The 21,783-nt window shown below is 65.8% G+C and carries 22 protein-coding genes and 1 pseudogene; 14 read left to right on the top strand and 9 right to left on the bottom strand.

What is annotated here, in order from left to right; all coding sequences use genetic code 11:
* Positions 1-143: 143 nt before the first annotated feature.
* Positions 144-1,214: a DNA polymerase IV gene (locus CXQ88_RS15245; RefSeq protein ID WP_441296484.1), complete on the top strand. Its 1,071-nt coding sequence runs from the start codon at positions 144-146 to the stop codon at positions 1,212-1,214.
* Positions 1,215-1,348: 134 nt separating this feature from the next.
* Here the strand turns inward: CXQ88_RS15245 and CXQ88_RS15250 are convergent, their stop codons facing one another.
* A complete protein-coding gene (locus CXQ88_RS15250) occupies positions 1,349-1,525 on the bottom strand; it encodes a CsbD family protein (protein WP_104044994.1) in 177 nt (58 codons plus the stop codon).
* Positions 1,526-1,665: 140 nt separating this feature from the next.
* Between CXQ88_RS15250 and CXQ88_RS15255 the strand changes: the two genes are divergently transcribed.
* The 5 genes from CXQ88_RS15255 (at position 1,666) to CXQ88_RS15275 (ending at position 5,912) form a co-directional block, all read left to right on the top strand.
* Positions 1,666-2,127, top strand: a complete 462-nt coding sequence (locus CXQ88_RS15255) for an SRPBCC family protein (RefSeq protein WP_104044995.1) — start codon at positions 1,666-1,668, stop codon at positions 2,125-2,127.
* The gene (locus tag CXQ88_RS15260; RefSeq protein ID WP_104044996.1) at positions 2,127-2,804 is read left to right on the top strand and encodes a pentapeptide repeat-containing protein; all 678 of its coding nucleotides are present in this window, start codon (positions 2,127-2,129) and stop codon (positions 2,802-2,804) included. The genes CXQ88_RS15255 and CXQ88_RS15260 overlap by 1 nt, the downstream gene beginning before the upstream one ends.
* Positions 2,805-2,989: 185 nt before the next feature.
* Positions 2,990-4,216 carry a thiolase family protein gene (locus CXQ88_RS15265; protein ID WP_104044997.1) on the top strand — a complete coding sequence of 409 codons (1,227 nt, stop codon included), beginning with the start codon at positions 2,990-2,992 and terminating at the stop codon, positions 4,214-4,216.
* The gene (locus CXQ88_RS15270) at positions 4,216-5,040 is read left to right on the top strand and encodes an enoyl-CoA hydratase/isomerase family protein (protein WP_104044998.1); all 825 of its coding nucleotides are present in this window, start codon (positions 4,216-4,218) and stop codon (positions 5,038-5,040) included. Before CXQ88_RS15265 ends, CXQ88_RS15270 begins: the two co-directional genes overlap by 1 nt.
* Positions 5,040-5,912: a 3-hydroxyacyl-CoA dehydrogenase family protein gene (locus CXQ88_RS15275; RefSeq protein WP_104044999.1), complete on the top strand. Its 873-nt coding sequence runs from the start codon at positions 5,040-5,042 to the stop codon at positions 5,910-5,912. Before CXQ88_RS15270 ends, CXQ88_RS15275 begins: the two co-directional genes overlap by 1 nt.
* A 9-nt stretch (positions 5,913-5,921) precedes the next feature.
* Here the strand turns inward: CXQ88_RS15275 and CXQ88_RS15280 are convergent, their stop codons facing one another.
* Entirely contained in the window at positions 5,922-6,155 is a 234-nt protein-coding gene (locus CXQ88_RS15280) for a DUF6480 family protein (RefSeq protein WP_104045000.1), read from the bottom strand.
* 76 nt (positions 6,156-6,231) lie between these two features.
* Here CXQ88_RS15280 and CXQ88_RS15285 point away from each other — a divergent pair.
* A pseudogene (locus CXQ88_RS15285) lies at positions 6,232-6,838 on the top strand (GNAT family N-acetyltransferase).
* On the opposite strand, the gene CXQ88_RS15290 reads toward CXQ88_RS15285, so the two are convergent.
* Positions 6,835-7,683, bottom strand: a complete 849-nt coding sequence (locus CXQ88_RS15290; protein WP_181037550.1) for an SGNH/GDSL hydrolase family protein — start codon at positions 7,681-7,683, stop codon at positions 6,835-6,837. The pseudogene CXQ88_RS15285 and the gene CXQ88_RS15290 overlap by 4 nt on opposite strands.
* Before the next feature lie 152 nt (positions 7,684-7,835).
* On the opposite strand from CXQ88_RS15290, the gene CXQ88_RS15295 reads away from it, so the two are divergent.
* Both CXQ88_RS15295 and CXQ88_RS22615 read left to right on the top strand, forming a co-directional pair.
* Positions 7,836-8,555 (top strand): tyrosine-protein phosphatase, encoded by a 720-nt coding sequence (locus CXQ88_RS15295; protein ID WP_258061912.1) that lies wholly within the window; start codon positions 7,836-7,838, stop codon positions 8,553-8,555.
* A complete protein-coding gene (locus CXQ88_RS22615) occupies positions 8,552-11,134 on the top strand; it encodes a trypsin-like serine protease (protein ID WP_306736978.1) in 2,583 nt (860 codons plus the stop codon). The genes CXQ88_RS15295 and CXQ88_RS22615 overlap by 4 nt, the downstream gene beginning before the upstream one ends.
* Before the next feature lie 27 nt (positions 11,135-11,161).
* Here the strand turns inward: CXQ88_RS22615 and CXQ88_RS15305 are convergent, their stop codons facing one another.
* Positions 11,162-11,608 (bottom strand): PaaI family thioesterase, encoded by a 447-nt coding sequence (locus tag CXQ88_RS15305; protein WP_104045003.1) that lies wholly within the window; start codon positions 11,606-11,608, stop codon positions 11,162-11,164.
* 143 nt (positions 11,609-11,751) lie between these two features.
* Between CXQ88_RS15305 and paaZ the strand changes: the two genes are divergently transcribed.
* Both paaZ and CXQ88_RS15315 read left to right on the top strand, forming a co-directional pair.
* On the top strand, positions 11,752-13,863 hold the full coding sequence (gene paaZ / locus CXQ88_RS15310; protein WP_104045004.1) for a phenylacetic acid degradation bifunctional protein PaaZ: 2,112 nt from the start codon (positions 11,752-11,754) through the stop codon (positions 13,861-13,863).
* A 164-nt stretch (positions 13,864-14,027) separates the two neighbouring features.
* Positions 14,028-14,435, top strand: coding sequence for a VOC family protein (locus tag CXQ88_RS15315; RefSeq protein WP_181037551.1), 408 nt, complete (start codon positions 14,028-14,030; stop codon positions 14,433-14,435).
* 65 nt (positions 14,436-14,500) lie between these two features.
* On the opposite strand, the gene CXQ88_RS15320 is transcribed toward CXQ88_RS15315, so the two are convergent.
* The 5 genes from CXQ88_RS15320 to CXQ88_RS15340 form a co-directional block, all read right to left on the bottom strand.
* Positions 14,501-14,794 carry a hypothetical protein gene (locus tag CXQ88_RS15320; RefSeq protein WP_104045006.1) on the bottom strand — a complete coding sequence of 98 codons (294 nt, stop codon included), beginning with the start codon at positions 14,792-14,794 and terminating at the stop codon, positions 14,501-14,503.
* A gap of 24 nt (positions 14,795-14,818) precedes the next feature.
* The gene (locus CXQ88_RS15325) at positions 14,819-15,934 is read right to left on the bottom strand and encodes a S1C family serine protease (protein WP_104045007.1); all 1,116 of its coding nucleotides are present in this window, start codon (positions 15,932-15,934) and stop codon (positions 14,819-14,821) included.
* Positions 15,935-16,030: 96 nt separating this feature from the next.
* The gene (locus CXQ88_RS15330) at positions 16,031-16,654 is read right to left on the bottom strand and encodes a TetR/AcrR family transcriptional regulator (protein ID WP_104045008.1); all 624 of its coding nucleotides are present in this window, start codon (positions 16,652-16,654) and stop codon (positions 16,031-16,033) included.
* 49 nt (positions 16,655-16,703) lie between these two features.
* Positions 16,704-18,071 carry a phenylacetate--CoA ligase PaaK gene (gene paaK / locus CXQ88_RS15335; protein ID WP_181037552.1) on the bottom strand — a complete coding sequence of 456 codons (1,368 nt, stop codon included), beginning with the start codon at positions 18,069-18,071 and terminating at the stop codon, positions 16,704-16,706.
* Positions 18,072-18,078: 7 nt separating this feature from the next.
* A complete protein-coding gene (locus tag CXQ88_RS15340) occupies positions 18,079-18,528 on the bottom strand; it encodes a hotdog fold thioesterase (protein ID WP_104045009.1) in 450 nt (149 codons plus the stop codon).
* A gap of 220 nt (positions 18,529-18,748) precedes the next feature.
* Here CXQ88_RS15340 and pta point away from each other — a divergent pair, with 220 nt between their 5' ends.
* The 3 genes from pta (at position 18,749) to CXQ88_RS15355 (ending at position 21,714) form a co-directional block, all read left to right on the top strand.
* The gene (gene pta / locus CXQ88_RS15345) at positions 18,749-20,827 is read left to right on the top strand and encodes a phosphate acetyltransferase (RefSeq protein WP_104045010.1); all 2,079 of its coding nucleotides are present in this window, start codon (positions 18,749-18,751) and stop codon (positions 20,825-20,827) included.
* Positions 20,828-20,935: 108 nt separating this feature from the next.
* A complete protein-coding gene (locus tag CXQ88_RS15350) occupies positions 20,936-21,319 on the top strand; it encodes a cupredoxin domain-containing protein (RefSeq protein WP_104045011.1) in 384 nt (127 codons plus the stop codon).
* Entirely contained in the window at positions 21,316-21,714 is a 399-nt protein-coding gene (locus CXQ88_RS15355) for a hypothetical protein (RefSeq protein ID WP_258061913.1), read from the top strand. The genes CXQ88_RS15350 and CXQ88_RS15355 overlap by 4 nt, the downstream gene beginning before the upstream one ends.
* Positions 21,715-21,783 lie beyond the last annotated feature (69 nt).

A 21,783-nucleotide genomic window follows, 5' to 3' on the forward strand; every position in this document is an offset into this window, starting at 1 on the left:
CTCGAAGGGGACTCCCGCCGTTGTGCGTTCCCCATCGATTGCTCCGTGACCGCCCTTTTGGCGTCTCAAAACGGCAGTTACGGAGCAACGGATAGCCGAGGAGACGGTGGTGCGGAGCGCCCGGCCGGGGCAGACTGGGGCGTGTGAGCGAACCGTGGGTGCTGCATGTGGACCTGGACCAGTTCATCGCGGCCGTGGAAGTGCTGCGCCGGCCCGAACTCGCGGGCAAGGCGGTGCTTATTGGCGGCCGCGGTGATCCGACCGAGCGCGCGGTGGTTTCCACGGCGTCCTACGAGGCCAGGGCGTACGGCGTCGGCTCGGGAATGCCGCTGCGCATCGCCGCACGGAAAGTTCCTGACGCCGTCATCCTGCCCGTCGACCAGGACGCCTACCTCGCTGCGTCCGAGGAAGTCATGTCGGTGCTGCACTCGCAGCCGGGCGCTACGGTGCAGGTGCTCGGGTGGGATGAAGCGTTTGTTGGTGTTCAGACGAAGGATCCGGAGGCCTACGCCCGCCAGCTGCAGCACGCCGTATTGGAGCAGACCCGGCTGCACTGCAGTGTCGGCGTCGGGGACACGCTGGTCCGGGCCAAGGTGGCGACGTCGTTCGGCAAGCCCGCCGGCGTCTTCCGGCTCACCGAAGACAACTGGCTCGACGTTATGGGCAGCCGGCCGACGATCGAGCTGTGGGGAGTGGGAACAAAGGTGTCGCGCCGCCTTGCAAAGCTCGGGATCGGGACCGTCGCCGAGCTCGCAGCGGCCAATCCTGATGACCTGGTCCCCGAGTTCGGCCCGAAGATGGGTCCCTGGTATGCCCAGCTCGGGCGGGGAGACGGCGCGCGGATCGTCGATGACACGCCCTGGGTTGCCCGCGGGCACAGCCGGGAAACTACATTCCAGCGCGATCTGACGGAGCCCGGGCAGATTGACGACGCCGTCAAAGAGTTGGCGGCGCGGGTCCTGGAGGATGTCGCGGCCGAGGGGCGGCCGGTGATCGGGCTGACGCTCAAAGTCCGCTACGCCCCGTTTTTCACCAAAACGTATGCCCGGAAGATCCCCGAGACCTCGGATCCCGCGGAAGTGCTCTCCCGGACCCTTGAGCTTGTGGCCAAGATTGAACCGGATCGCCCCATCCGGCTCCTGGGGCTGCGGGCCGAAATGACCATGCCCGACGACTCCCGGCAGGGGCATACCCCCACCCGCAGCGGCTGGTGATTCGCCCCAGTGGGCTCGCGGGGCTGCCGCCAAGGTTTCGATGACAAAAAGAACGGCGGCGGATCCCTTGGGATCCGCCGCCGTTTCGCTCTGTTACAGCCCGCCTGGAACAGCAGGACTGCCGCCGGAAGAGGCTAGTCGCGCTTGAACTCGTCTTTGACGCTTTCGCCGACCTTCTTGGCGTCGGCCTTGACCTGGTCGGTCTGGCCTTCGGCCTTGAGGCGGTCATTGTCGGTGGCGTTGCCGGTGGCTTCCTTGGCCTTGCCGCCGAAATCTTCTGCTGCGTTACTGATCTTGTCTCCGAGGCCCATGGTGGTGGCCTCCTTTCGTTTCCGTTGATCAAACAGTGCTTTTTCACACTAACACGAAGCTTGCTTACTAATTCAAGTCCGGTATTTCCGCCCGGGAGGGGCGCCTGTTGATTGTCCGTGCCCGCGGCTAGGCTCGAAACATGGACCACAGCATCAGCCTCACCCAGCACATCAACGCGTCCCCGGAAAGGGTCTGGTCCGTCATTACGGACATCCCTGGCTCGGCGGCAACGTTGTCCGGAGTCGACTCCGTGCAGCTCCTCACCGACGGCCCTTATGGGGAGGGAACGCGGTGGAAGGAGACCCGGAAAATGCTGGGCAAATCCGAAACCGTGGAGATGTGGGTGGCCGAAGCCGACCAGCGCAGCAGTACAACCGTCAAGGCTGTCCAGGGCGGCGCGGACTACACCACGCGCTTCGGCCTGGCCCCGCGCGACGGCGGCACTGACCTCACCCTCACCTTCGGTGCCGAGGTCATCAAGCCGACGTTCGCGAGCCGCCTCATGATGCTTCTGTTCGGCAGGATGGGCATGGCCGCCACCCGCAAGGCCCTGACAAAGGACCTCGCGGAAATCGCGGCCAAAGCAGAGTCGCTTCCGTAGTGGCCGGGCGTCCTCCCAAAGCCGGTGCTGCGAAAGTAACTGCGCCCAGGCTAACGCCGGTCCGGCTGGAGAACCTGACGGACCAGCCGTCGTCGGATTTCCGCCGCGGCGAACGGTACGACGGCGGCCGGTACAGCCGTGCTGAGGCCGACGGCCTCGAATTGAGCGGCACAGACTTCGCGGAGTGCGAGTTCCAAGGGGTCTCCTTCAATGAAACCCAGCTCCGCGGCTCCTCGTTCCGCGACTGCATCCTGGGGGAGCTGTACGCGCCGGTGTTCAAGGCGGCCCGGTCCACCTGGCGGGACGTTGAGTTGCGGAATCCGCGGCTGGGTTCGGCCGAGCTTTATGAAAGCGGCTGGCAGTCGGTCCGCATCGACGGCGGCAAGCTGGACTTCCTCAACCTGCGCGGCGCCAGACTCGCCGACGTACTGATCACCGATTGCATCATCAACGAACTGGACCTGGGCTCCGTCGCCGGTACCCGGGTGGTGCTGAAGAACTGCACCGTTGGTTCCCTCGACCTCGGCGGGGCGAAGCTCAAGGACTTCGATATCCGCGGCACGGAGTTCCGCAGCATCAGCGGGCTCGGCAGCATGGCGGGCATGGTGGTGGATGAGTACCAGCTGGGCCTCCTCGCGCCCCTGCTGGCCGCGCATTTAGGCGTAACGGTCCTCTAAGCCCGGTACCCATAGGACAACCGCCCGTGTACTATTTACAGAACGAACGGTCGGTAAGTGGACCCAGCTAGGTAGCACTAAGTGTCGTTTTGAACGCTCATAACGACACTTGCTGCTACCTGGTTGGGGATGGCACGCTGCCGGCCGCCGATGACAGTGCTGTTTATCGCGTGAAGGGTGTTTCCATGGCTGCAACCGCAGGTCCGCAGGCTTTCCTCGTGGGCGGGGTCCGAACGCCTGTGGGCAAGTACGGCGGCGCACTTTCGTCCATCCGCCCCGACGACCTGGCTGCCCTGGTAATCCGGGAGGCCGTGAACCGGGCAGGGCTGGATCCGGACAGCATTGATGAGGTCATCCTGGGGAACGCCAACGGGGCCGGTGAGGAAAACCGGAACGTCGCGCGGATGGCCACCATACTTGCCGGGCTGCCCCTCCACATTCCCGGTATCACGGTCAACCGGCTCTGTGCCTCCGGCCTGAGCGCCATCATCCAGGCAAGCCACATGATCAAGGCCGGCGCCGCAGACATCGTCATCGCCGGCGGCGTGGAATCCATGAGCCGGGCGCCCTGGGTTCAGGAGAAGCCGACTTCAGCTTTCGCCAAGCCGGGCCAGATTTTCGATACGTCCATCGGCTGGCGCTTCGCCAACCCCCAGTTCCATAAGGGTGAGCTGTCCCGCGACGGCAAAATGACCTACTCCATGCCCGAGACGGCCGAAGAAGTTGCCCGCGTGGACGGCATCTCCCGCGAGGACGCCGACGCCTTCGCGGTCCGCTCGCACCAGCTGGCCCTGGATGCCACAACTGCCGGCCGGTTTAGGGACGAAATTGTCGGGGTCACCGTCAAGACCCGGAAGTCCGAGCATGTTGTCGACACGGATGAAGGTCCCCGGGCGGACACCACCATGGACGTCCTCGCCGGGCTGAGGCCGGTCGCGAACGGCGGTACCGTGGTCACGGCCGGCAACTCGTCGTCGTTGAACGACGGCGCCTCCGCCATCATCGTCGCCTCGGAAGCGGCCATCGAAAGGTTGGGCCTTACGCCCCGTGCGCGAATCATCGACGGCGCCTCGGCCGGCTGCGAGCCCGAGATCATGGGCATCGGCCCGGTGCCCGCCACGCAGAAAGTCCTCAAGCGGAGCGGCTTCAGCGTAGGCGACCTTGGCGCCGTCGAACTTAATGAAGCGTTCGCCACGCAGTCCCTCGCCTGCATCCGCAGGCTGGGCTTGGAACCAGAGATCGTGAATAACGACGGCGGCGCCATCGCTTTGGGGCACCCACTGGGTTCCAGCGGGGCCCGGATTGCCATTACCCTGCTGGGAAGGATGGAGCGGGAGGACGCCCGCGTGGGGCTGGCCACCATGTGTATTGGTGTTGGCCAGGGCACAGCGATGCTGCTGGAGAAAGTCTGATGCCGGGCGTTGTGGACCTGGCCGCGGAGAAGTTCCATGCGCTGCTGGTGGAGGAGCGCAGTGACCGCGTGATGGTGCTCCTCAACCGTCCTGAGGTCCGGAACGCCATCGACCAGCAGATGGTGGATGAACTCCACGTGGTCTGCACCGCCCTCGAGCAGAACCCGAAGGTGCTGGTCATCGCGGGTGTGGAGGGTGTGTTTGCCTCCGGGGCGGACATCGGGCAATTGCGCGAGCGGCGCCGGGACGATGCCCTGCAGGGGATCAATTCCACCATCTTTGTCCGGATCGCCAAGCTGCCCATGCCGGTGATCGCTGCCCTTGACGGCTATTGCCTGGGTGGCGGGGCCGAGCTCGCCTACGCGGCCGACTTCAGGATCGGCACACCCAACGTCCGCATCGGCAACCCTGAAACCGGGCTGGGGATCCTCGCCGCGGCCGGGGCCAGCTGGCGGCTCAAGGAGCTGGTGGGGGAGCCTGTGGCGAAGCAGATTCTGCTTGCCGGGCGGGTCCTTGGTGCCGAGGAAGCGCTGGCTGTGAACCTTCTAACCGAGGTCCACGAGCCGGCGGAGCTCCTGGACGCGGCGCATAACCTGGCGGACCGGATTGGGCGCCAGGACCCGCTGGCGGTCCGGATTACCAAGTCCGTGTTCCACGCCCCGGCGGAAGCGCACCCGCTGATCGACCAGCTGGCCCAGGGCATTCTCTTTGAGTCCGATGCCAAGTTTGACCGGATGCAGCGGTTCCTCGACAGAAACGCCGCCAAGAAGGCCGATAAGAACGCCGGTGCGAAGGCCGGCAACGAGACCGGAGAGACGAACTGATGAACCTACCGCAACCTGCCCCCGGCCTCCCTTCCCGCGTGGGGGTCCTCGGTGGCGGCCGCATGGGTGCCGGCATCGCCCACGCCTTCCTGGTTAAGGGTGCTGACGTACTGGTGGTCGAACGCGACGAGCAGTCGGCCGACGCCGCCCGGGAGCGGGTCGAATCCGCCGCCGCCAAGAGTATTGAGCGCGGTGCCGTTGCCGCAAACCTGGATGAACTGGTATCCCGGCTTGCCGTTGGCGTTGATCACGACGCCTTCAAAGACCGGCAACTGGTGGTCGAAGCCGTCCCGGAGGACTGGGACCTGAAGGTCACCGCGCTGCGGGGGATCGAGGAGCGGCTTGCAGGTGACGCGTACTTGGCGTCCAACACCTCGTCGCTGTCCGTCAGCGGCCTGGCGAGTGAACTTGAGCGGCCGGGGAACTTTCTGGGCCTGCACTTCTTCAACCCGGTTCCGGCGTCCACCCTGATCGAGGTGGTGCTCGGAACACGCACGTCTCCCGAACTCGCTGCCGCGGCGAAGGGGTGGGTGGAGGCACTCGGCAAGACCGCCGTCGTCGTCAACGATGCTCCAGGCTTTGCGTCCTCAAGGCTGGGCGTTGCCATCGCCTTGGAGGCGATGCGCATGGTGGAGGAGGGGGTGGCCTCTGCCGAGGACATCGACGCCGCCATGGTCCTTGGCTACAAGCACCCCACCGGCCCGCTGAAAACCACCGACATCGTGGGGCTCGATGTCCGGCTGGGCATTGCCGAGTACCTGCATTCCACCCTGGGCGACCGTTTCGCTCCGCCGCAGATCCTCAAGGACAAGGTGGCCAGGGGCGAGCTGGGGCGCAAGACCGGGAAGGGCTTTTTTGACTGGCCCAGCTGAGAGTGCGATCTAGTCGAAGAAGCCCACGATGTATCCGATGAAGTACAGGAGTGACAACAGGACCACTACCGCGATAGCTGCGATCACGAAGAACTGTGTGATCTTCTTTGTGCCGTGCTCGTCGTGGCCCTGGGGTCCGGCTGTCGAGGCTTCACCCGGGGGCGTTTCGCCCGGGGGCACGCCGCCGCCAGGCTCCAGACCTGTGATCTTGTCGTCCTCCGGATCTGGATTGGTTCCTGACACGTTTTACTCCCTCGCTCGCGGTCCTGATGCTTTCCCCAGCGTATCCGGCCCGGATGGTTGGACCTAGGCTGGGACTGTGACCTTCCTTGAACCCCTTACCCTGACCGGCCGGTATGTAACCCTGGAGCTACTGGACGTTGACCATCACGACGGTTTGGTTGAAGCCGCACGGGACGGTGAGCTCTGGCGTCTCTGGTACACGTCCGTGCCGGCGCCTGACGATATGGCAGCCGAAATCCAGCGGCGGCTCACCCTGCAGGAGCAGGGTTCGATGCTGCCGTTCACCACTCGGCTCATCGACCCAGCGACCGGTGGCCCTGGCCGGATCATCGGGATGACCACCTACATGAACGTCGACGCCGGCACTCCCCGGGTGGAGATCGGCTCCACCTGGAATGCCGCTTCAGTGCAGGGGACCGGGACGAATCCGGACTCCAAGCTGCTGCTCCTGCGGCACGCGTTCGAGGTTCTTGGCTGCCCGGCCGTGGAGTTCCGGACGCACTGGCTCAACCATCAGTCGCGCGAAGCCATAGCGCGGCTGGGTGCCAAGCAGGACGGCGTGCTCCGCAACCACTCAAGGACGCGCGACGGGATGTTGCGACACCGTGGTGTTTTCCATCCTCGAGCACGAATGGCCCATGGTCCGCGCCGGACTGGAATACCGGTTGGCCCGGCGGGGTTAGCGAACGGCGTAGGCGCCAGCTTGGTTGAGCGCCGTGAAGTACGCCCTGTAGCCCCTGGCGTTCGGGTGGAAGGCATCGGACGCGGTGCCAAGGTTGATCCATGGGTCTCCTGACAAAGCCCCGTGGCCGGCAAAAGCGGCCCTTACATCTACATACTGCACTTTGGGATCGCCGGACGTGGCTTTGTCGGCAGCAGTGGCCGCGGCGGCGATGGTTCCATTGAGGAGGTCAGACAGTTGCGTGGCCTGGTAGATGAACACCGCAGCCGTATCGGTCCGACCCGCTGGGATTGGGTCGAGGAGGTAGGGGTATCCGGTCACCACGATCTTGGCGGTGGGCGCTGCGGTCTGCACGCTCCGGATCTTCGAAAGCAGGTCGCTGTACAGCTGTCCGCTCTGTATCTGCGTCGTTGCATAGGCGGTGGCAGTGCCACAGGCCGTACCCGGGGTGTCACCTAGTAAGGCGACGCCGCAATAGTTGATGATGTCGCCGAAGCCGATGTTGTTGCCGCCGGCGGTGATGGTTACGAGCTCGGTGCTCTTGTTCAGCTTGCGGAGCTGGTCGTTCATTACATCACGGGTCGTCCGGCCGCTGCAGGCGGCGTTCGTGACGAGGTGGATGGCTTTGGCCTCATCAGCGAGCTCGGAGTAGGCATTTTCGCTCCGGTAACACCCGTCGAGGTACGGCCCCGCCCCCTGCCCGGCGGCGAAAGAGTCACCCAGTGCGATGTACTTAGTCTTCTCCGCTGCGTACACCGGAGCCACCGCCAAACCTGCTGCCATGGCAAGGGCGGCGAGCCCGGCACCCACAGCCGAGTGCCGCCGCCGTGCTTTTGCAGTTCCCATTTTGTTCCCCTTTGAACGGTGGGCAGAAGGCATGTAGGTGTCACCGTACGCCAGCAGCGCCGCGGCCGTCACGGGGTCTGGTTACCCGATTTCAGCGAAATGTCCCCTAAAGTGACGTGCGGCTCCTGTGGCCAGTGTGGTTAGCTGTCCGGATGAGCAAAGCGGACGGGTCCATGGACTGGGATGGTGCTGTCAACGCGTGGCATGTGGCAGGCGGTGTTTACCGGATGGGCCGGCGCGAATGGCTGACGGAGGCGGGCTGGCGGCAGGCTTACGACGACGGCGTCCGCACCGTGATTGACCTCCGTAACGCTGCCGAGGCACGGCGCCGGGACAGCGACCCGCTGGTGGCCGGCTCGGCCTTGGCCGGAATCACAGTCGTTACTGCGCCTACCGAGGAGCCGGGCGACCCGCGCTTCACCCAGCTGTCCGGTCCCTACCTCAACGATCCTGCCTATTACCCAGACAACGCCCGTTTCTTTCCGGAGAAGCTGGCGGGAGTATTCCGTGAGCTTGCAGCAGCGGCGGCGCGGGGTAATGTGGTGCTGCACTGCGCCGCTGGCCGGGATCGCAGCGGAATGGTGGCCGCCATGGTCCAGGATCTCGCTGGCGCCTCGGACCAGGAAATCGCTGACAGCTACCGGCGTGCGGCCCGGGGCATCAACGAGCGCTACCGCACGCATGGACCGCCGCACGCGCGGGAGCGCTACGTTGAGGAAGCCGAGCTGGCGCCGCTGCTCGAGCAGCGCGGCGAAGCGGTGGTGGACTTTGTACGGAGCCTGGACACGCGTTCTTTCCTGCTGCGGAACGGTGTCACCTCTGGCGAGCTGGACGCGGTGCTGGCCCTCTGCGGAGCCGGGGTGTCCCGATGAACAGGGACAGACTGCGCCGAGCCCTCTTCTTAAGCACTGCAACGGGCGTGCTGGCTGCGTCCGCCTACGCGGCTGTTCCCGCCTGGGCGGCGGGGGACGACAGCGCAACTGGGGCCACAGGTCCGGCCGCAAGCATCGTAGCAAGCCCGGCCACGGAGACTCCGAGGCCCGCAGATTCCGGCGGCATTTCCGCAGCTGGTCTCGCGGTTACGGTCCAGCGTGACCTCGGCGTCAGCCGAGAGCAGTTCGACGCGGCGGGGGAGTTGGCCGTCCAGGCAGAGGCCGCCGCGGCGAAGCTCCGCCCCGTTCCTGGCTACACGGGGATCCGTTTGGCAGGCAGCAGGATCATCGTGACGGGTTTCGGAGCCGAACTGCAGGCCGCCGTGCACGCGCTCGCCGCCCGCGCTCCAGGCCTTCCACTGGAGCTGGAAGCGGCACCTGCGCCTGAACCAGCAGCGTCCGCATTACCGGCGCCCGGATCCGAACTTGCTGCCAGCACCGAGCAGCTTTTCCAGGCCTACGTGCACCACGTCGGTATCACGGGCCTGCAGGCGGTGGTCAGCACTGGTTCCAAGTTTGTCATCAGGACCGGGGGCGTCAACACGCCGGAATCGGCAGGCACGGCGGCTCCGTTCATCACTGGTTCAGCGGTGACGGAAACGGGCACCGGAAAGATGTCGCCGTCGGAATTCGTGTCCAGGTACGCAAACGTCGAACTGGCGCCGGGAGCCCCCTTGAAGCCGGAAGCCGACGTCCCGGGTGGGGTGGGTTATGCAGCTGACAGCGGATGGATTTGTTCGACAGGTTTCTCCGCGTTCACCCCGGCGGGCCTGCCTGCCGTTCTGACCGCCGGGCACTGTGGCGAGGATGGCGCGTCCAAAACCGCTGACCTGCTGTTCCAGGGAGAGCGGGCAGGATTGCTGGGCAACTTCGAGTTCAGTCAATTCGGCGGACCGGGCAACACCCCAGTACTGCGGCCCAATAACGGCACAGACCCCGGGAACGTGGGAACGGACCTCTCGGTCATTGGTTCCCTCCGCGCGGATCTGGACCCGCTGCCCGCAGCTACCACGTGGGGCGACGCGACTGCCCCGGGACCGGACGTCAAAATCATCAGCGCGGCTGCCCCGGTGATTGGGATGGACGTGTGCCGTTCCGGCTGGCGGACGGGATGGTCGTGCGGCACCATCAGCGAGGTTGGGATTTACCTCATTGAAGGGACCAACTATGCAAAAGACAAGAGGGATCTCAGGGCCATCAGGGGCTTCCTGTCCTTGGATGTGCAGTCTGCTGGCGGCGACTCGGGTGGCCCGTGGATCAGCGGAAACTTCGCAGTGGGCATTCATTCCGCCGGGGAAAGCGGAGGGGCCCAGAACTTCGCCCTGGCCGCCACCCTGCAGGATGCACTCGAGGTGCTGCCCGGGTACCAGCTGGAAGTCTTCCTGAATAAGCCGGTGCTAACTTCGCCCGCGCTTGGGGAAAGCGTGCAGGCAAGCCACGCCATCTCCGGACGGGTTCCCGCGGAGCCGGCCTCCGCTGCAGGTACCGCCGTCCGCATCACCCTGCCCGGCCATGAAACCTTCGACGTGCCCGTCGACGAAGCCGGCTCTTGGAGCTTTAACGCCCCGTGGCCTGCCGGCCCGTTGACCTTCCAAGCTGAAACGTTAAACGGCTCCAGCCGTTCCAGGGCGGCGTCGCTGACGGCAGATGTTGCGCCGGCACCCCTGGCCTCTCCCACGATCGCGGCTCCTTCCGGCCAGCCCCTGACGGAGCTGACCACCCTTTCCGGCACGGGCGCTCCGGGTGCAACCGTCACCGTGTCAGGTGACGTGGCGGGCTCCGGAACAGTAGGCCTGGACGGGCGATGGACGGCCAGCGTGGCAGGCACGGCAGCTTTCGGCAATGTGACGGCAAACGCTGTGCTGTCCTCGCCGGGCACGGCCAACAGCCCTGCTGCCACAGCAACGGTCCAGGTCACGCCTCCGCGTCCTGTCATCGCAAGCATCAATGACGGGCAGCATTTCCGCCAGGACAACCTGCCGCAACCCATTTCCGGCAGCGGTATCGAGGGGGCAGAGGTCACCGTGTCGATCGATGGCAAGCCCCTTTCCAGCCCCACATCAGGCGGACTGGTCGGATCCCGGTCGGCGGCGCCGGCCCTGGTTCCGCTGGAGCTGGTTGCGGGCGGAACTTGGCAGGTTCCCTTCCCTGACGGACTGGCCCCCGGAACACACATGGTTTCCGTAATCCAGGCCCTGGACGGACTCTCCTCGGCACCGGCCACCGCATCGTTTGTCCTTGACCCCGCTCGGCAGCCGGCCCAGGCTGACCTTGCCCCGCCGGTACCGCAGGCTCCTGCAGACGAGCCGCCCGCCGTCGTCGTTCTCCCGCCACCTAGCGCCCCGGCTGACCTGGCCAACACCTCAGCCAACAGGGGTGGCCAGGCGGCTAACGGCGATCTCGCCTACACAGGAGCCTCTGCACTGGCGCCGGTGGCCGGCGTTGCCGGGGCGGCAATCGTCGTCGGGGGCGTGTTGATGGTGCTGGTCCGCCGTCGGAGGCGCCGGGCACCGGAGTGAGGTTCCACGAGCTCAACCACCGACGGGTTATTTGTGGCGCCTCATCAGCAGGTTGGTGATGCGCATGGTGCAGAGCCGCTGGCCGGCCTCGTTGGTGATGACCACCTCGTGAGTGGTGAGCGTGCCGCCCAGGTGGATGGGCGTCGCGGTGACGGTCACCTGGCCCTCGCGCGCCGAGCGGTGGTGGGTGGCCGAGACGTCCACCCCCACCGCCGTCTTGCCCAGGGTGCTCGCGTGGATCACGGCCGCCCAGGACCCCACCGCTTCGCCTACGGCCAGAGACGCTCCGCCATGCAGCAGCCCGAAGGACTGCCTGTTTCCCTCCACAGGCATGGTGGCCACCACGCGCTCCACCGACTCCTCAAGGATCTTCACGCCCATCTTCTCGTCGAGCTCACCGAGGGTGATCTTCCACAGTTCGTGCGCATCAGGGTGGTTCTCCACAGCTGCATCCTTCGGCGATGGGGCGCTCATTTGTTCTCCTTCTGGTGGCCATTTCAAGCCCGGCCTTCTAGTCTGCACCACGGCCTTTCATGTATGGTGAATATATTACCGAACGGACGGTCAGTAATCACTGGCCGCCTTTGTATGCCCCTTGTTGGAAGGACCAGTCAACGATGACCACCACCGCCACAGCTCCCCAGGCCACGGTCGACACCGTGGAGACAGTGCCCAGTTTCATCATGGATGCGTGGTGGACGCCCGACGACGGTTCCACAGGCTCTGCTGTCCCCGTACGTGACGCGAGCACCGGGGAGATCCTGGCCAAGGTGAGCACGGAGGGGCTGGACCTTTCCACCGTCGTCGACTACGGCCGCACCACCGGGCAAGCGGAACTTGGCCAGCTGACCTTCCACCAGCGCGCCCTCAAGCTCAAAGAGCTGGCGCAGTACCTCCACGCCCGTCGCGAGCACTTCTACGCCTTCTCCGCCCAGACCGGCGCCACCAAGGTCGATTCCATGATCGACATCGACGGCGGCATCGGCGTCCTCTTTACGTTCGGCTCCAAGGGCCGGCGCGAACTGCCCAACTCGCAGGTGGTGGTGGACGGGCCGATGGAGGTGCTGTCCAAGGACGGGTCCTTCGCCGGCGAACACATTTACACCCGCATCCCCGGCGTGGCCGTGCAGATCAACGCCTTCAACTTCCCCGTCTGGGGCATGCTGGAAAAGTTGGCCCCGGCCTTCATCGCCGGCGTTCCCACCATCGTCAAGCCCGCCACTCCCACCGGGTACGTGGCGGCCGCCGTGGTCAAGGCGATCGTCGAATCCAATATCCTGCCCAAGGGCTCCCTGCAGCTGATTTCCGGGTCCGTCCGTGGGTTGTTGGACGTGCTCGACTACCGCGACCTGGTCGCCTTCACGGGCTCTGCCACCACCGCACTCTCCCTGAAGTCCCACCCCAACGTGGTCCAGGGCGGCGTCCGCTTCACCTCCGAAACCGACTCCCTGAACGCCGCCATCCTCGGCCCGGACGCAGTGGAGGGCACCCCGGAATTCGACGCTTTCGTCAAGTCCGTCGTCACGGAAATGACGGCCAAAGCAGGGCAGAAGTGCACTGCCATCCGCCGCGCCATCGTCCCGCAGGAACTCGTTCCCGCGGTTTCTGCTGCCGTGGGCAAGCGCATCTCCGAACGGATCGTCCTCGGAGATCCGCGTGCAGACGGCGTCACCATGGGGGCACTGGCCTCTGTGGAGCAGCTTGAGGGCGTCCGCGCGGCCGTCCAGTCAATGCTCGACGCCGGCGGCGAGCTCGCGTACGGAACGCTCGAATCGCCGTCGGTCACCTCCGCCGACGGATCCACTGGCGTGGTGGACGGCGGCGCCTTCATGGCTCCCGTCCTGCTCAACTGGCAGGACCCCGAGGCGGAGGAAGTCCACTCGCTGGAGGCGTTCGGCCCTGTTTCTTCCGTCATCGGGTACAAAGACATTCCCGACGCCGTCCGCCTCGCCGCCCGCGGCAGCGGATCCCTGGTCGCCTCGGTGTGCACCAATGATCCCGCCATTGCCCGCGAACTCGTCACCGGAATCGCTGCCCACCACGGCCGGGTCCTGATGCTCAACCGTGAAGACGCCCGCAGCTCCACCGGCCACGGCTCACCCGTGCCGCACCTGGTCCACGGCGGTCCCGGCCGGGCAGGCGGCGGCGAGGAACTGGGCGGCATCCGCTCGGTAATGCACCACATGCAGCGCACCGCGATCCAGGGCTCGCCCAACATGCTGACCGCCGTCACAGGCGTCTGGCATGCCGGCGCGGACCGCAACTTCACCCTCGAAACTGAGGGGACGCATCCGTTCCAAAAATCCTTGGAGACGCTTCGCATTGGCGACGCGTTTCGGTCCGACCTGCGGCAGGTCGGGCTGGAGGACATTTCCGCGTTCGCCAACTCCACCGGAGACACGTTCTACGCCCACACTAACCAGGAAGCCGCGGAAGCCAACCCGTTCTTCCCGGGCATCGTGGCCCACGGTTACCTGCTGCTCAGCTGGGCCGCCGGGCTGTTCGTGGAGCCCGCCCCGGGCCCGGTCCTGGCCAATTCCGGGCTGGAAAACCTGCGCTTCATCACCCCGGTGGCCGGGGGCGACTCCATCCGGGTGACCCTGACCGCCAAGAGGATCACCCCGCGCGAAACCGACGAGTACGGCGAGGTGGCCTGGGACGCAGTGCTGACCAACCAGAACGACGAGGTCGTGGCCACCTACGACGTCCTCACCCTCGTAGCAAAGTAACCCCTCAACGCCCCATCACCTTTCACACGTTTTTCGGAACGCCCCGTCACCTTTCGCCGTAGGTGATGGGGCGTTTGGGGTTTCGAGCGGGAGGTGATGGAGCGTTTCGGGCGGCGCTATTCGGCGTGCGTGGGCGTAAAATTCTGCCCGTAGGAGGTGGCCACATGAGCCTAAGAATGAACACAGCCACCACCGTCCTGCCAGTTGATGATCCGATGCGCGCCCGCAGGTTCTACACAGAAAAACTCGGGCTTCCGCACCGCGGCATGACAGACGATGGAAGCGAACTACTCGGCATTAACGGCGGCCCGATGCTGCAGCTGATGCCCGTCTCGGACGGCAAGCACTCCGAGCACACTGCTTTGAGCTTCGAGGTGACGGACATCGAGCGGACTGTCCGGGACATGGAAGCCAGGGGAGTGCAGTTCCAGGACTACAACCTGCCCAACCTCAAGACCGAGAACCACATCTGCACCACGAACTCGGAGAAATGCGCCTGGTTCATGGACTCAGAGCACAACATCCTCTGCGTCCACGAACCGCTTGGCCTCCAGGCCGAGTACGAACTCTAGGAACCCACCGAAAGCGGTAGGGGCACCCCGATTGGGGCGCCCCTGCCGTCGTTATGAGGGGACTGTCAGGATTCGGCGCCGCCGTGCAGGCCGTCATCGCTGCTGTCGTCCGACGGCGCCGCCCCGGTCTGGTCCGAAAGGTCCAGGTTGCCCCGGGCTTCGTCCAGCGTGGGACCGCCGGCCGGAACGCTGTAGGTGTCCGGGCGGATGCCGTGGGACTGTTCCTCGATCAGCGCCTGCTCTTCACTGAAGCGGATCGCGTTGGCTTCGTCTGCGGCGTCTTGGGGAATGTCCTCGCGGACTTTGGACGGGTCCGGAATGATGTATCCGCCGTCTGCTTCTTCTCTGGGGTTGCTCATTGTCTAACCTTCCTGTTGGTGGTGCTACTGGGTTGGCCGGTCGATCAGGTCTGCCTTGACGTCAAGGCTCTGGTCCCCGCGCTTGACCTTGATGCCTACGGTGTCGCCGGGATTCCGGTTGCGCAGTTCCGTCAGGAGCTTCTCCGGAGCGATAAGCTGCACTCCTTCGAGCGACTCAAGGACGTCGCCGGGGCGGATGCCGGCACGCCCGGCCGGGCCGTCCTCGTCCACGGACAGGACCACGACGCCGGTGCTTGCCTGGATGCCCAGCTGGTCGGCGATCTGAGGTGTCAGTTCGCCCGGGGTCAGGCCGAGGTAGGCGTGTTCGGCGGTGCCGTCCGCCAGCAGTTCCTCTGCCACCTCCACGGCGGTAGCGGCAGGTATTGCGAAGCCCAGCGAGACTGCCCCGGCAGACGGCGGGATGTAGGCCTCGCTGATGCCGATGATCTCGCCCCTCATGTTGATCACCGCACCCCCGGAGTTGCCGGGGCTGATGGGTGCGTCAGTCTGGATCAGGTCCACTAGGGAGAGGCTGTTGGAGGCGGAACCCGGGATGGAGCGGTGGAGTCCGGAAATGATGCCGGCAGTGGCGGTGTTCTCGAACCCCAGCGGAGATCCCAACACCAGCGCACCCTCACCCACACGGGGCAGGTTTGTCTGGTAGGCAGGCTTGGGCAGGCCGTTGCGTTTGGCTTGGACCAGGGCCAGATCCGTGACGGGATCGGTGGCCCGCACTGTCCCTTCCACCCGCTGGCCGTCCGCAAAACCGACCTCAACTGTGGTGTTACCCCGAATCACGTGCTCATTTGTGAGGATGAGTCCGTCCTCCGAATACACCACGCCGCTTCCCAGCCCGCCGCCTTTAGTGAAGATGGTGACCACGGACGGGGAAAGGTTCGCCACCAGATCGGGGATACTGCCGGCCGCGTCAGGCGCCGGAGCGGAGTTGCCGGCGCCGGGTGAACCAGTGGCGCCCGGCGACGTGTTGGCGCTTGTCGAAGCGGTCGTTTCGCTCGGCGCCGGTGGAGTGGGCGAGCCGGTGCAGCCAGTAAGGGCCAGGGAAGCCGCCAGCACCACGCCGCCTGCTGCTGCGCGCGCACGGAGCGGACGGCAAAAGCCCTGGCTGATGGTGGTGCTCATGGTCGACCTCCTGCGGATGCTGGCTGGTCCTACCACCGTAGCCGGGGAGCAACAAGAATACCAAGCACGCTTAGTATTCTGGTCCCGGGAGGGAACTTAGGGCTGGGAGTGGAGCCCGTCGAACGCCATGGTGATCACGTCGTCGGCAAGCCTCTCAGGCGAGAGGGAGCCGCCGGGCTTGTACCATTCCACGATCGAGTTGATCATGCCGAAGAGGAGCCGGGTGACGGTCCGGGGGTCAATGTCCTGGCGGAGCGAGCCCTCGTCCCGGGCGTTCGAGATCAGCCCGGCCACCTTGTGGTCAAAGGTGCGGCGCCGTTCCAGGGCATCGCGTTCAATCTCGGTGTTGCCCCGCAGCCGCAGGAGCAGCGTGACGAACGGCAGGCGGTCCACCAGCACGGCCACGGTCTGCCGGAGCACAAACTCGAGCCTGGCATCGGCTGCGCCGGAGGTGGCCTCGGGCTCTTCCAAAATGGCTTCGAGGCCGCCGAGCGCATGGTCCAGGGCGAGCTTGAGGAGGTCGCCCTTGGACGGCACGTGATGATAGATGGCGGACTTCGAAATGCCCAGGTTGTCCGCCAGGATGCCCATGGATGTTGCGTCGTAGCCGTGCCGGTTGAAGACGTCGACGGCGATGCGCAGCACCGACTGCTGGTCGTATCCGGGCCGGCCGCGCTTGGCGCCGGCGGCGGTACTGGCTGTTTCAGTGGTGCTGGGCATGGTGCCTAGTTTCTCATGAACGGTCGGTCAGTCCGCGTGGCTGATGCTGCTAGCCCTTGGGCCGCAGGTCGTAAATCCGGCGCAACTTGCCGTTGGACCGCTCGAGCGAGCCTGGCTCCACCACGTCCACCGAGCACGAAGAACCCACGTGGATCTTGATCTGCTCCTTCAGGGTGCGCGCCGCCGTCGCGCTCTGCTCGTGGGTGACGGCATCGCGGCGTTCGATCCGGACCGTCAGCTGGTCCATCCGCTGCCCTTCGGGGCGGGTGAGCTCGAGCTGGAAGTGCGGGCTGAGCTCGGGGATGCGGAGGGCGATTTCCTCGATTTGCGACGGGAAGAGGTTTACGCCGCGGAGGATGATCATGTCATCGCTGCGGCCGGTGATGCGGCCCATCCGGCGGTGGGCTGGGCGGGCGGTGCCGGGCAGGAGCCGGGTGAGGTCCTTGGTGCGGTACCGGATGATGGGCAGCGCTTCCTTGGTGAGCGAGGTGAAGACGAGTTCGCCGTGTTCCCCGTCGCGCAGGACGTTCTCCTTGCCCACTACGGGGTTGAAGGCGTCAATAATTTCAGGGCGGAAGTGGTCCTCCCAGATGTGGCTGCCGTCCTGGGTCTCCACGGCCTCGCCGGCCACGCCCGGGCCCATCACTTCAGAGAGGCCGTAGATGTCGCAGGCCTTGATGTTCATGGTGACTTCGAGTTCGTGCCGCATCTCCTGGGTCCACGGCTCGGCGCCCAGCACCGCGAATTTCAGGGAGGTGGAGGCGGGGTCTATGCCCATGTGAGCCATGGCGTCGGCGATGGTCAGCAGGTAGGTGGGAGTGGCCAGGATTGCGTCCGGCTGGAAGTCCTGGATCAGCTGGATCTGCCGTTCGGTCTGCCCGCCGGACATTGGGATAACGGTGCAGCCGAGGGCTTCGGCGCCGGCGTGGGCGCCGAGGCCACCGGTGAACAGCCCATAGCCGTAGGCGTTGTGGACCTTCATGCCGGGCCGGATGCCGGAGGCGCGGAAGCTGCGGGCCACGAGTTTGGCCCAGTCGGCCAGGTCCTGCTTGGTGTAGCCGACGACGGTGGGCCGCCCTGTGGTGCCCGAGCTGGCGTGCACGCGGGCTACTTCGCTCTGCGGCACGGCAAACATGCCGAACGGGTATTCCGCGCGCAGGTCGTCCTTGGTGGTGAACGGGAAATTGCCCAAGTCGCCGAGTTCGTGCAGGTCGCTGGGGTGGATGCCGGCGTCGTCAAACTTGCGCTTGTACAGGGGCACGCGCTCGTAAGCGTAGGCCACCGTGTGCTGCAGGCGGCTGAGCTGCAGGGCCTCGAGCTCGTCGCGGGACATGGTTTCTTCGCGGTCCAGAGCCGCGCCTGGTGCGGCCGTTGCCGCAGCGGCGGACGTGGGGGTTTCGGGGGCGTGGAGGGTCATGGTTTTCCTACTTTTTGGGAATGGTCCGGCTGCGTCCGCGGAACTCGGCGATGAGTTCGCCCGGGGCCTCGGCGCCGGCGTCGGCAGCGAAAATCTGGATGTCGTACAGGCCGCTGCGGCCGGCACTGGAGCGGCGGTCGGCGACGGCGGTGATCACCTGGCCGCGGTAGGCCGGCTTGAGGAAATTGATGTCGACGCCGGCGGCTACGGTGATGTTGTTTTCCTCGCCGGGTGCCGGGTGGACCGGGTTGCAGGCCATGGCGAAGGCGGAGTCCGCGAAGGCGAAGATCATTCCGCCGTGCGCCATGCCAAAGCCGTTGAGCATTTCCTGGCGGAGGGTCATCCGGATGGTGGCGTGCCCGTCGCTGACGGCGAGGACCTCGATCCCCATCCATATGGAGGCGTAGTCGTTTTCCAGGATGGGGTGGATGGCCCCGGAAACTGTAGTTTCAGCCATGCGTCATTGCCTCCAGCTTTATTTACCGAATGTTCATTAGGTAATCCCATGAGGGGGTCCGGTGTCAAGGGGACGGCCACCCGTCGATTGCTCCGTAACTGTCCTTTTGTGCGCCGAAAACGGCCGTTACGGAGCAGCCGATGGAGGATGAGGGGTCCGGGGCAGCCGCGAGGTGCAAGGATGGAGGACCGGCACCAGCAGACCAGCAAAAGGGCGGACCATGGCCAAAAGCATCTACGTCAGCGCAACCACTCCCGGATCGGGCAAGTCCCTTGTGGCTTTGGGCCTGGCGGACACCCTGCACCGCCACGCGGACAGGATCGGCTTCTTCAAACCCGTTGTCCATGGTCCGGACCCGGCGGACGATCCCATGGTGGCCTTGATGAAGTCGAGGTTCGCCCTGGAGGATGAGCGGTGCCGCGGCGGTCTCACCCATGAGGAAGTCCGGTCCCTGCTGGCCGAAGGCAAACGCGAGGAGATCGACTCCCGCTGCGTCGAAATTTTCGCCGAGATCTCCCGCCACTGCGACGTGGTGATTGTGGAGGGAACGGACCTCACCGGCCAGGACGCCGCCGTCGAATTCGACCTCAACGCCCGCCTGGCCAACAACCTGGCCGCCCCCGTGGTTGCCGTGGTGGGCGCCAAGGGGCGGACCGTGGCTGAGGCGGCCGCCGCCGTCGAGGTTGCCCGCAAGGAGCTCGCCGCCGAGAAATGTGCGCTGCTGGCCATCATGGTGAACCGCGCGGATCCGGACGACGTCGAGGCTATCGCCGCCGCCGTGAAGCCCGGCGCCTCCAATCGGCCCGTGTATGTTCTCCCCGAGCTGGAAGAGATTGCCCGCCCCACCACCGGCGAAGTTGCTGCCGCGCTGGGGGTGCGGCAGATTGCGGGCCGGGCGGACATGGAACGGGACGTGAAGGACATCAAGGTTGCGGCCATGAACGTGGGCAACTTCCTGAACGTGCTGGATGAGGGCGCCCTGGTGATTGTGCCCGGGGACCGCGCCGATGTGATGGTCGCGTGCCTGGCGTCCTCCTTCTCGCCCGAATTTCCCGTGGCTTCAGCGCTGATCCTCACTGGCGGGCTGGCGCCGGACGCCAACATCTACCCGCTCCTGGCGCAGGCGCCGTTCCCGGTGTTCGCCGCCACGGATGACACCTACACCACTGCCCGCCGCGTCTCCGAGGTCCGGAGCGAGATCTGGTCCGGGCACCGCCGAAAGGTTGCCTCGGCGCTTGGGCTCTGGTCCCGCACCGTGGATGAGGCCGAGCTGGTAGAGCGGCTGCACCTGCCGCGGGCCGAGCGCATGACCCCGCTCCGCTTCCTGCATGACCTCATCGAGCGCGCCCGCGGCCAGCGCCGCCACGTAGTCCTTCCCGAGGGGACGGATGTACGGATCCTCCGGGCCGCGGAAATCCTGCACCGCCGCGACGTCTGCGACCTGACCGTCCTCGGACCGGAAACGGACATCCGCGAGCTTGCTGCCACCCGCGGCATCGATCTGTCCGGAATCAATATCGTGGATCCCGCCACTTCGGATCTGCGGCAGAAGTTCGCCGAGCAGTACTCGGAGCTGCGGGCGCACAAGGGCGTTGACCTGCCGAAGGCCCTGGAGATCATGCAGGATGTCAGCTACTTCGGCACCATGATGGTCCAGCTGGGCGTGGTGGACGGAATGGTGTCCGGCGCGGCCCACACCACGGCGCACACCATCCGGCCGGCGCTTGAGTTCGTGAAGACCCGCGAGGGCGTGAAGATCGTGTCCTCGGTGTTCCTCATGCTGATGCCGGACCGGGTGCTGGTCTACGGTGACTGTGCCGTGAACCCGGACCCGAACGTTGAGCAGTTGGCGGACATCGCGCTGGCCTCGGCCGAGACGGCTGCCCAGTTCGGCGTGGAGCCGCGGGTGGCCATGCTGTCCTACTCCACGGGCGGCTCGGGCTCAGGTGAAGCGGTGGACGAGGTGCGGCAGGCCACCGAACTGGTGCGCCAGCGCCGCCCCGACCTCGCCGTCGAGGGCCCCATCCAGTACGACGCCGCCGTGGACGCTTCGATCGCCGAGTCCAAAATGCCGGGCTCTTCAGTTGCCGGGCAGGCCACCGTGTTCATCTTCCCGGACCTCAACACCGGCAACAACACGTACAAGGCGGTGCAGCAGAGCTCCGGTGCTGTCGCCGTCGGGCCGGTCCTGCAGGGGCTGCGGAAGCCGGTCAACGACCTCTCCCGCGGCTGCACCGTGGAGGACATCGTGAACACGGTGGCCATCACAGCCATCCAGGCGCAGGCGCCGGCCTCCTAGCAACGATTTCCCCGGGAGACCCGGGCCCGCTTCCGGCCGGTAGGCGGACAATAAAAGAACGGGCAGGGGGCTCCCTGCCGTGGGTTCCGGCAGCGAGGACGGTGCGGGATGAAACTGGTTCGACGTAAGGCGGCAGTACTGCTGATGGCCGCGCTCCTGGTGGGCGGCTGCGCTCCAGGCGGCGGAAGCGGAACCGGGACCGCGCCGCCGGGAGGTGCCAGCACCCCTGCAGCGCCGGCGGCAGCGGCCACCATTACCATCAAGGACTTCGACTACGGCCAGCCGATTACGGTGACGCCCGGCGCTGTCGTCGCGGTCATCAACATGGACTCCGCCCCGCATACCGTCACCGCTGAAAAGGACAAGGTTTTCGACGTCGACCTCAGCGGAAACGGCGCGACAGGCACCTTCACAGCCCCGTCGGAGCCCGGCACCTATCCATACTTCTGCGTTTACCACCCCAACATGAAAGGAACGCTGACGGTCGAATGAACATGACCCTGAGGGTGCTGACAGCCTTGGCGCTGTTCATCGACGCGGGGGTGCATATCCTGCTGGCTCCCGGTTACCAGGCGGCCAACCCGGGCGGCATCGGGCAGGGCAACCTGTTCCTGCTCGAATCGGCCGTGGCGGTGCTGGTGGCGGTCTATGTCCTGATCCGGGGCAGCAAGCCCGCCTACGCCATGGCGCTGGCTGTTTTAATGAGCGCCTTCGCGGCCGTGATGCTGTACCGGTACTTCGACATCCCGGCCTTCGGTCCGTTCCCTGCCATGTACGAACCCGTGTGGTTCTTTGAAAAGACGCTTAGCGCAGTGGCCGAAGGATTGGGAGCCGTGCTGGCCGCCATCGGCTTTGTCCGCGCGCCCTCCGCACGGCGGGTGCATTGAGTGCCGGGGCCTGCGCGCGGGCGTCCGGCCTGAAGTCCCTCAAAGCAGATGGCGACGGCGGCACCCGCG

The sequence above is a fragment of the Arthrobacter sp. ZGTC412 genome (assembly GCF_002929215.1).
Lineage (GTDB): Bacteria > Actinomycetota > Actinomycetes > Actinomycetales > Micrococcaceae > Arthrobacter.